This window comes from Streptomyces sp. NPDC057486 (assembly GCF_042802415.1).
GTDB classification, from domain to species: domain Bacteria; phylum Actinomycetota; class Actinomycetes; order Streptomycetales; family Streptomycetaceae; genus Streptomyces; species Streptomyces yanii.
On record NZ_JBHVEE010000228.1, the window covers coordinates 1 to 8944 of the forward strand.

Below are 8944 nucleotides of genomic sequence, written 5' to 3' on the forward strand. Positions count from 1 at the left end.
GGCCCCGAGGGGCCCGCACACAGACCTCAACCGGCCCGTCCGCCCGGCCTCACCGCGTCTCGCCGGACTTCACGGCGAGATAGCGGGAAGGGAATTCGCCGCCGCCGTGCACCGCCAGGTCCGCGCCGTTGACGTAGGAGGCGAGGCCACCGGCGAGGTAGAGACAGGCGCCCGCGACATCTTGCGGGACGGCCATCCGCTCCATCGGGACGACCCGCGCCACCGCGGCCCCGCCGTCCTCGCCGTAGACGGCCGCAGCGCTCTCCGTGCGGATCAAGCCGGTGGTGATGTGGTTGACCCGCACCTTCGGCGCCCACTCCAGGGCCAGCGCCCTGGTCAGGGTGAGCAGACCGGCCTTGGCGGCCGAGTAGGCGGCCGTGCCGGGCTGCGGGTCATGGGCGGAGACACTGCCGATGTTGATGACCGAGCCACCACCGCTCTGGGTCCGCATGACCCGGTTGGCGGCCTGGGCCACGTAGAACGGGGCCAGCAGATTGAGGGCGACGATCTTCTCGACGAACCGCGGCGAGACCGTGGCCGCTTCGGCGTCGGGAGAGCCGCCCGCGTTGTTCACGAGGACGTCCAGCCGGCCGAAGCGGTCCACGGCGCCGTCGACGAGCCGCGCAGCCGCCGCAGGGTCGCGGACATCGGCCGGGAGGAACACGGCGTGCCGCCCGTTCGAACCTGGCAGCGACCCCGGCTTGTTGCGGCCGCAGACGACCACATCCGCGCCCGCGCCGAGGAACGCCTCGGCGATCGCCGCACCGATGCCCTTGGTGCCCCCGGTGACCACCACGACTCGTCCGGTGAAGTCCATCGGGTTGTTGCCGTTCATGCTCCCGCCTTCTGTCAGGCTCCGGTCGGTCTTACTGGAATCCGTGGCTGGAACCACGGACCCGGGTGACCGGGCTTGTGCCCGGCCGGTCACGCGGCGGTCAGCCCCAGGCCGGTGGCGAGCCGGCCCCGGTGCCACGACGGCGGCCCGAAGAGCCGGCCGGAGCCGTGCGCACGTTTGAAGTAGCGGTGCGCGGTGTGTTCCCAGGTGATGCCGATACCGCCGTGCAGCTGGATCATCTCGCCCGCCATCGCGGAGAACGCCTCCGAGCAGGCGGACTTGGCGACGGCCGCGGACCGGCTCAGCTCCGACGAGCCCTCGACGGCCGCGAAGGCCGCGCCGAGTGCGGCCGAGCGCGCCGACTCCACCAGCACGTACGCGTCAGCGAGCCGGTGCTTCACCGCCTGGAAGGAACCGATGGGCCGGCCGAACTGGACACGGTCCTTGGCATACGCGACCGTGAGTTCGAGACAGCGTTCGGCCGCGCCGACCTGCTCCGCGGCGAGCGCCGCGCAGGCCAGGTCCAGTACGTGCCGCAGCACCCGGTCGCCCTCTCCGTCGGTGCCGATGAGCCGGCCCTCGGCGCCGTCGAGGACCACGCGCGCCTGTGGCCGCGTCAGGTCCATCGTCACCACCGCCTCGCGGCGTACTTCCGCACCGTCCACGGCTACCTCGAAGAGCGAGACCCCGGCCACCGTGCGGGCCGCCACGAGCAGCACATCGGCCTCTGTGCCGTCCAGCACGTGCTCCTTGGTTCCGGTGATCCGCCAAGTGCCGCCGTCGCCGGGGACGGCGACGGCCCCGGCCCGGATCGCCGCCGGGTCCCAGGAACCCTGCTCGGCCCACGCCAGCGTCCCCATCGTGCGGCCCTCGGCGAGCCGCGGCAGCAACCGGGTGCAGGCCGCCGCGTCACCGGAGGCGAGCAGCGCCTGCACCACGAGCACCGCGGAGCCGAGAAAGGGGACCGGGCTCAGCTCCCGCCCCAACTCCTCCATCACGACGTGGACTTCCGCCGCTCCGCAGCCCGCGCCGCCGTACTCCTCGGGGACGGCGAGCCCCGCGACGCCGATCTGCCCGGTCAGCGGACGCCAGGCCGCCGCACCCTCGTAACGTGCGAGCAACGACCTTACTGCGGACCGCAGTTCCTCCTGTTCATCCGTCAGTCTCATATGTCTGCTCCCTGGAGAACGCGGGCCCGGCACGCGGCGGGGGTGCCCCAGGCATCGCGCAGCGGGCGGGCCTTGCGGATCCACAACGACAGGTCGAGCTCGTCGGTGTAGCCGAGGGCGCCGTGCAGTTGCAGGGCCGTGCGGGACGCGGCGTAGGCGGCCTCGCCCGCCCTGACCTTGGCCGCCGCGATCTCGCGGCCCGACGCCCGGCCGGAGGCCAGGGCCAGGGCGGCCGAGTGGACCAGCGGCTGGGCGAATTCGAGGGCGAGGAGGGTGTCCGCCAGCCGGTGCTTCACCGCCTGGAAGGAACCGATGGCCACCCCGAACTGGGTGCGCTGCCGGACGTATTCGACCGTGCGTGCCAGCAGGGCGCGGCCCAGCCCGAGGGCCTGGGCGGCGGTGGCCAGCGCCGCGACGTCGGCGGCGTATGCGGCCGCGGCGACCACCTCGGGCCCCCGCGCCAGCACGGTTCCCCCAACCGGCCGGGCCGGCCGTCGGGCCGGGTCGGCGGACGGCTGGACGGGGCCCGCCGAATCGGCCAGGCGCAGGGTGTCGCCGTCCACGACGAAGACGGCGTCGGCGGCATCGGCGTCCAGGGCGTAGGGGCTGTCGGGGGAGAGCAGGCAGAGCGAGGCGACCGTCTTGCCGGAGGCGATCACAGGCAGCCAATCGGTGGCAGCGGCCTCGTCGCCGAGCCGGTCCAGGAGCGCGGCGGCGGCGACGGTCTCGACGACCGGTCCGGGGACGGCGTGCCGTCCCAGTTCGGTGAAGGCGACGGCCAGTTCGAGCGGGAGCGGGCCGAGGCCGTCGTGCTGCTCCGGTACGGCGAGGGCGAAGACCCCGGCCTGCGCGAGCCGGTCCCACAGCGCGCGCCCGGGTCCGTGGTCGCCGGACGCCCAGGCCCGTACGGCACCCATGGTGTCGTACGACCCGAGCATGCCGTCCAGGGTGCGGGCGAACTCCCGCTGTTCGTCGTCCAGGAGGAACCGCATCACCGGCGTCCCTTCGGCAGGCCGAGCAGCCGCTCGGCGATGATGTCGCGCTGGATCTCGTTCGTTCCGGCGTAGATCGGCCCGGCGAGGGAGAAGGTGTAGCCCTCGGCCCAACTGCCGTGTCCGGGCGCCTCCTCGGCGCCGTCGGACAGCTCGCCGTACGGACCGAGGAGGTCCAGGGCGGTTTCGTGCAGGGCGATGTCGAGCTCGGACCAGAAGATCTTGTTGAGGCTGGACTCGGCGCCGATCGCGCCGCCGCCTGCCAGGCGCGAGGCGCCCGCGTAGGTGAACAGCTGGTAGGCGCGGGCACCGATCACCGCGTCGGCGACCCGGTCGCGCAGAGCCGTGTCGGCGGGGTCGGCCCGCTCCCGCCACAGCGCGGTCAGGCGGTCGGCGGCCGCGGTGAAGCGGCCGGGGCTGCGCAGGGTCAGGCCGCGCTCGTTGCCCGCGGTGCTCATCGCCACTCGCCAGCCCTGCCCGGGCTCGCCGATCACGTCTTCGTCGGGCACGAACACGTCGTCGAGGAAGAGTTCGGCGAAGGCGGGCTTGCCGTCCAGCCGGCCGATGGGCCGTACGGTCACGCCGTCGGCGTCCAGCGGGAACATCAGATACGTCAGGCCCTGGTGCGGCCTGCGGGCATCCGGGTCGCTGCGGAAGAGGCCGAAGGCCCGGTCGGCGAAGGCGGCCCGCGAGGACCAGGTCTTCTGGCCGCCCAGCAGCCAGCCGCCGTCGGTGCGCACGGCCGTCGAGCTCAGGGAGGCGAGGTCGGAGCCGGACTCCGGCTCGGACCAGGCCTGGGCCCAGATGACCTCGCCGCTTGCCATGCGGGGCAGGATGCGGGTGCGCTGCTCCTGCGTACCGTGCTCGAAGAGGGTGGGGGCGAGCAGGTTGATGCCGTTCTGGCTGACCCGGCCGGGCGCGCCGGCCGCGTAGTACTCCTCCTCGAAGATCAGCCATCGAAGGATCGAACCGCCGCGTCCGCCGTACTCCTCGGGCCAGGAGACCACCGACCAGCGGTCCGTGAAGAGGGTGCGTTCCCACTGCCGGTGGGCGGTGAAGCCTTCGGCGGTCTCCAGGGAGGGCAGCGGGGTGCCGGGGACGTGCGCGGCGAGCCAGGCCCTGGCCTCGGCGCGGAAGGCGTTCTCCTGCTCGGTGAAATCGAGGTCCATCAGGATCCCGCCTTCTTCATCGCGCGGATGTCCATGCCGCCCAGCGCGTCGGGGGCGGTCTCGGCGTTGTGCGCGTGTGCGAGGTGGTGCAGTCCGAAGACCGAGTCCATGCCGGTGTGCAGACCCTGCAGGTCCTCGGCCTGGTTGACCGCGCGCTTGGTCAGGGCGAGCCCCATGCGCGGCATCTCGGCGATCCGGGTCGCCAACTCCTTGACATGTTCGGTCAGTTCGGCGCGCGGGACGACGCGGTTGACCATGCCGACCTCGTACGCCCGCTGGGCGCTCATCCGGTCGCCGGTGTACAGGAACTCCTTGGCGATGCGCGGCGGCATCACCCAGGGGTGCGCGAAGTACTCGACGCCGGGGATGCCCATGCGGACCACCGGGTCGGCGAAGAACGCGTCGTCGGAGGCGATGATCAGGTCGCAGACCCAGGCGAGCATCAGGCCCCCGGCGACGCAGGCGCCCTGCACCGAGGCGATGACGGGCTTGGGCAGTTCGCGCCAGCGGCGGCACATGCCCAGGTAGACCTCGGACTCGCGGGCGAAGCGGCTTTCGGCTCCGGCTTTGTCCGAGTGGTCCCACCACAGTCCGGCCTTGCGGTCGAACGGCAGATGGGCATCCCGTTCCGGCGTGCCGATGTCGTGGCCCGCGGAGAAGTGCTTCCCCGCTCCGGCCAGGACGACGACCTTGACCTCGTCGTCGTCGGCGGCGCGGTAGAAGGCCCGGTCCAGGGCGTAGGTCATCGCGGAGTTCTGGGCGTTGCGGTAGTCGGGCCGGTTCATGGTGACGGTCGCGACCGGGCCTTGCCTCTCGTAGCACACCGGTTCGTCATGGGCAGCGGTCATCGGGCCCCCTCCTTCCCTAACAAGTGTTTGGTAGACTACCGTACGGCCATGAGCAGCGTCGAGGAGTTCCGTGCCGAGTTCCGCAACTGGCTGGCCGCCCACCTCACAGGGGAGTTCGCGAGCCTGCGTGGCCGCGGCGGCCCGGGCCGGGAGCACGAGGCATTCGCCGAACGGCTCGCCTGGGAACGGCACATGGCGGCCGAGGGCTGGACGTGCGTGGGCTGGCCGAAGGAGTACGGCGGCCGGGGCGCGACCCTGGAGCAACAGGTCGCCTTCCATGAGGAGTACGCCCTGGCCGACGCCCCCGCCCGGGTGGGCCACATCGGGGAACAGCTGCTCGGCCCCACCCTCATCGCCTTCGGCACGCCCCAGCAGCAGGAGCGGTTCCTGCCACCGATCGTGGAGGCCCGGGAGCTGTGGTGCCAGGGATACAGCGAGCCGGACGCCGGTTCCGACCTGGCGAACGTACGGACCCGCGCCGAGCGGGATGAGGGGGGCACCTCCCGCTCGAGCGGAGCCGAGAGTGGGGGAGATTGGGTTGTCACCGGGCAGAAGATCTGGACCTCACTGGCCCACGAGTCCGACTGGTGTTTCGTCGTCGCCCGCACCGAAGCCGGATCGACCCGCCACCAGGGCCTGTCCTACCTCCTGGTGCCGCTGGACCAGCCGGGCGTCGAGATCCGGCCGATCAACCAGTTGACCGGCACCTCGGAGTTCAACGAGGTGTTCTTCGACGGTGCGCGCACCCGCGCCGGACACATCGTCGGCGCCCCCGGAGAGGGCTGGAAGGTGGCCATGGCCACCCTCGGCTTCGAGCGCGGGGTCTCCACCCTCGGCCAGCAGGTCGGCTTCCGCCGCGAGCTGGAGTCCCTCATCGAACTGGCCCGGCGCAACGGCGCGGCCGACGACCCGCTGATCCGCGACCGGCTCGCCCGCGCCTGGGTCGGCCTGGAGACCATCCGCTGCAACGCCCTGCGGATGCTCGACCAGGTTGCCGCGGGCGCCCCCGGCCCCGAGGCGTCCATCGGCAAGATCTTCTGGGCGACCTGGCACCGGGAACTGGGCGAGCTCGCCATGGACGTGTGCGGCGCCGACGGCATGCTGGCCGCCGGTCAGCCGTACGACCTCACCGACTGGCAGCGGCTGTTCCTCTTCTCCCGATCCGACACCATCTACGCCGGCTCCAACGAGATCCAGCGCAACATCATCGCCGAGCGCGTCCTCGGCCTGCCCAAGGAGGCCCGCCCATGACCACACCGCCGCCCTACGTGCCCGGCCACGCACTGCTCGACGGCCGCACCGCCGTCATCACCGCCGCCGCGGGTGCGGGCATCGGCGGGGCCACCGCCCGCAGATTCCTGGAGGAGGGCGCCCGGATCGTCATCGGCGACACCCATGCGCGCCGGCTGAAGGAGAGCGCCGAAGCGCTCGCCGAGGAGTTCGGCGCCGACCGGGTTGCCGCACTGCCGTGCGACGTCACCGACGAACAGCAGGTCGCGGCCCTCTTCGACCTCGCTCAGGAGCAGCACGGCCACCTCGACATCGTCGTCAACAACGCCGGACTCGGCGGCACCGCCGACCTGGTCGAGATGACCGACGAGCAGTGGTCCACGGTTCTCGACGTCACTCTGAACGGCACCTTCCGCTGCACCCGTGCCGCGCTGCGACGGATGAAGGAGCGGGAGCGCGGGGGCGTCGTCGTCAACAACGCCTCGGTGATCGGCTGGCGCGCCCAGCGCGGCCAGGCGCACTACGCCGCCGCCAAGGCCGGTGTGATGGCGCTCACCCGCTGCGCGGCCGTCGAGGCCGCCGAGTACGGCGTGCGCGTCAACGCCGTCGCGCCGAGCCTCGCGATGCACCCGCACCTGGTGAAGGTGACCACCCCCGAACTGCTGGCCGAGCTCACCGAGCGCGAGGCGTTCGGCCGCTACGCCGAGCCCTGGGAGGTCGCCAACGTGATCGTATTCCTGGCCAGCGGCTACTCCTCGTACATGACGGGCGAGACGGTCTCCGTCAGCAGCCAGCGGGCGTGACGGGTGATGACCGGATACCGAAGCGCAGCGCGCCCGGCAAAGGCGAGAAGACCACGATGAGCCCGTCCTCCGAGCGGCACAGCGAACTCTTGGCCACCGCCGCCGAGGTGTTCGCCGCACAGGGATACAACGCCACCACCGTCCGCAAGATCGCCGACGCCGCCGGGATGCTCGCGGGAAGCCTCTACTACCACTTCGACTCCAAGGAGTCGATGCTCGACGAGATCCTCTCCACCTTCCTGGGCGAGCTGTGGGCCGGGTACGACGCCGTACTCGCCGCCGGACTCGGCCCGCGGGAGACCATCGAGGCCCTCGTCACCGAATCCTTCCGGGAGATCGACCGGCACCGTGCCGCGGTCGCCATCTACCAGAAGGAGTCCAAGCACCTCTCCACCCAGCCCCGATTCCACTATCTCGCCGACTCGCAGGTGAAATTCGAGAAGGCGTGGCTGGCAACCCTGGAACGCGGCGTCGCCGCCGAGATCTTCCGTGCCGATCTGGACATCCGGCTCACCTACCGCTTCGTGCGCGACACCGTCTGGGTCGCCGCGTCGTGGTACCGGCCGGGCGGACAGCACAGCCCCGAGGAGATCGCCCGCCAGTACCTGTCCATGGTGCTGGAGGGCATCGCCCTGCGGGACTGACATGTCACTGTGAACACAGAACAAGGAGCAGTCATGGCCGAGGCCTATATCGTCGAAGCAGTCCGTACCCCGGTAGGCAGGCGCAACGGCGGGCTCGCCGCCGCGCACCCGGCCGACCTGGGAGCACACGTGCTCACCGCGCTCGTCGAGCGTACGGGCATCGACCCGGCGGCCGTCGAGGACGTCGTCTTCGGCTGCCTGGACACCGTCGGCCCGCAGGCCGGGGACATCGCCCGCACCTGCTGGCTGGCCGCCGGGCTGCCGGAGGAGGTGCCGGGCGTCACGGTGGACCGGCAGTGCGGTTCCTCCCAGCAGGCCGTGCACTTCGCGGCCCAGGGGGTGCTCTCCGGCACCCAGGACCTGGTCGTCGCCGGCGGCACCCAGAACATGTCGCAGATTCCGATCGCCTTCGCCAGCCGCCAGGCCGCCGAACCGCTCGGACTCACCGAGGGGCCGTACGCCGGCTCCGCGGGCTGGCGGGCGCGCTACGGAGACCAGCCGGTCAACCAGTTCCACGGAGCTGAGCTGATCGCCGCGAAGTGGGGCATCACCCGGGAGCAGATGGAGGAGTTCGCGCTGCGCTCGCACCAGCGGGCGATCCGGGCCATCGACGAGGGCCGCTTCGACCGGGAGATCGTCGCCTACGGCGACGTGACGAGCGACGAGGGCCCGCGCCGGGACACCTCGCTGGAGAAGATGGCCGGCCTGAAGCCGCTGGTCGAGGGCGGCCGGCTGACCGCCGCCGTCTCCTCGCAGGTCTCGGACGGGGCCGCCGCGATGCTCATCGCCTCCGAACGGGCCGTCCGCGAGCACGGCCTGACCCCGCGGGCCCGAATCCACCACCTCTCGGTGCGCGGCGAGGACCCGATCCGGATGCTGTCCGCGCCGATCCCGGCGACGGCGTACGCGCTGAAGAAGACTGGGCTCTGTCTCGACGACATCGACCTGGTCGAGATCAACGAGGCGTTCGCCTCGGTCGTCCTGGCCTGGCTGAAGGAGACCGGAGCTGACCCGGAGAAGGTCAATGTCAACGGCGGCGCCATCGCCCTCGGCCACCCCCTGGGCGCCACCGGCACCAAGCTGATGACCACCCTGCTGCACGAACTCGACCGCACCGGCGGCCGGTACGGCCTGCAGACCATGTGCGAGGGCGGCGGCCAGGCCAACGTCACCATCATCGAACGTCTCTGACGTGTCGTCAGGCAAGCATCCGTGCGGGGTGCGGTTCCCGGTCCGGGACGCCGCACCCCGCAC

General features: G+C 71.8%; 9 protein-coding genes. 4 read left to right on the forward strand and 5 right to left on the reverse strand.

Annotation, left to right across the window (positions count from 1 at the left end):
- Positions 1-49: 49 nt before the first annotated feature.
- From ACFU6I_RS46610 to ACFU6I_RS46630, 5 genes are all read right to left on the reverse strand, one after another.
- Complete coding sequence (locus ACFU6I_RS46610) at positions 50-835, reverse strand: SDR family oxidoreductase (RefSeq protein ID WP_384380112.1); 786 nt, start codon at positions 833-835, stop codon at positions 50-52.
- A gap of 89 nt (positions 836-924) precedes the next feature.
- Positions 925-2004 (reverse strand): acyl-CoA dehydrogenase family protein, encoded by a 1080-nt coding sequence (locus ACFU6I_RS46615; protein ID WP_384380115.1) that lies wholly within the window; start codon positions 2002-2004, stop codon positions 925-927.
- Entirely contained in the window at positions 2001-2996 is a 996-nt protein-coding gene (locus ACFU6I_RS46620) for an acyl-CoA dehydrogenase family protein (protein ID WP_384380118.1), read from the reverse strand. Before ACFU6I_RS46620 ends, ACFU6I_RS46615 begins: the two co-directional genes overlap by 4 nt.
- Positions 2996-4165, reverse strand: coding sequence for an acyl-CoA dehydrogenase family protein (locus ACFU6I_RS46625; RefSeq protein ID WP_384380121.1), 1170 nt, complete (start codon positions 4163-4165; stop codon positions 2996-2998). The genes ACFU6I_RS46620 and ACFU6I_RS46625 overlap by 1 nt, the downstream gene beginning before the upstream one ends.
- Positions 4165-5013, reverse strand: a complete 849-nt coding sequence (locus tag ACFU6I_RS46630; RefSeq protein WP_384380124.1) for an enoyl-CoA hydratase — start codon at positions 5011-5013, stop codon at positions 4165-4167. The genes ACFU6I_RS46625 and ACFU6I_RS46630 overlap by 1 nt, the downstream gene beginning before the upstream one ends.
- 48 nt (positions 5014-5061) lie before the next feature.
- On the opposite strand from ACFU6I_RS46630, the gene ACFU6I_RS46635 reads away from it, so the two are divergent.
- Genes ACFU6I_RS46635 through ACFU6I_RS46650 form a run of 4 tightly spaced genes read left to right on the forward strand, consistent with a single transcriptional unit; the run spans position 5062 to position 8881 of the window.
- Positions 5062-6264, forward strand: coding sequence for an acyl-CoA dehydrogenase family protein (locus ACFU6I_RS46635; RefSeq protein WP_384380127.1), 1203 nt, complete (start codon positions 5062-5064; stop codon positions 6262-6264).
- Positions 6261-7046, forward strand: a complete 786-nt coding sequence (locus ACFU6I_RS46640) for an SDR family oxidoreductase (protein ID WP_384380130.1) — start codon at positions 6261-6263, stop codon at positions 7044-7046. The genes ACFU6I_RS46635 and ACFU6I_RS46640 overlap by 4 nt, the downstream gene beginning before the upstream one ends.
- A 56-nt stretch (positions 7047-7102) precedes the next feature.
- Positions 7103-7690, forward strand: a complete 588-nt coding sequence (locus ACFU6I_RS46645) for a TetR/AcrR family transcriptional regulator (RefSeq protein WP_384380135.1) — start codon at positions 7103-7105, stop codon at positions 7688-7690.
- Between the two features lie 33 nt (positions 7691-7723).
- Positions 7724-8881, forward strand: coding sequence for an acetyl-CoA C-acetyltransferase (locus ACFU6I_RS46650; RefSeq protein ID WP_384380132.1), 1158 nt, complete (start codon positions 7724-7726; stop codon positions 8879-8881).
- Positions 8882-8944 lie beyond the last annotated feature (63 nt).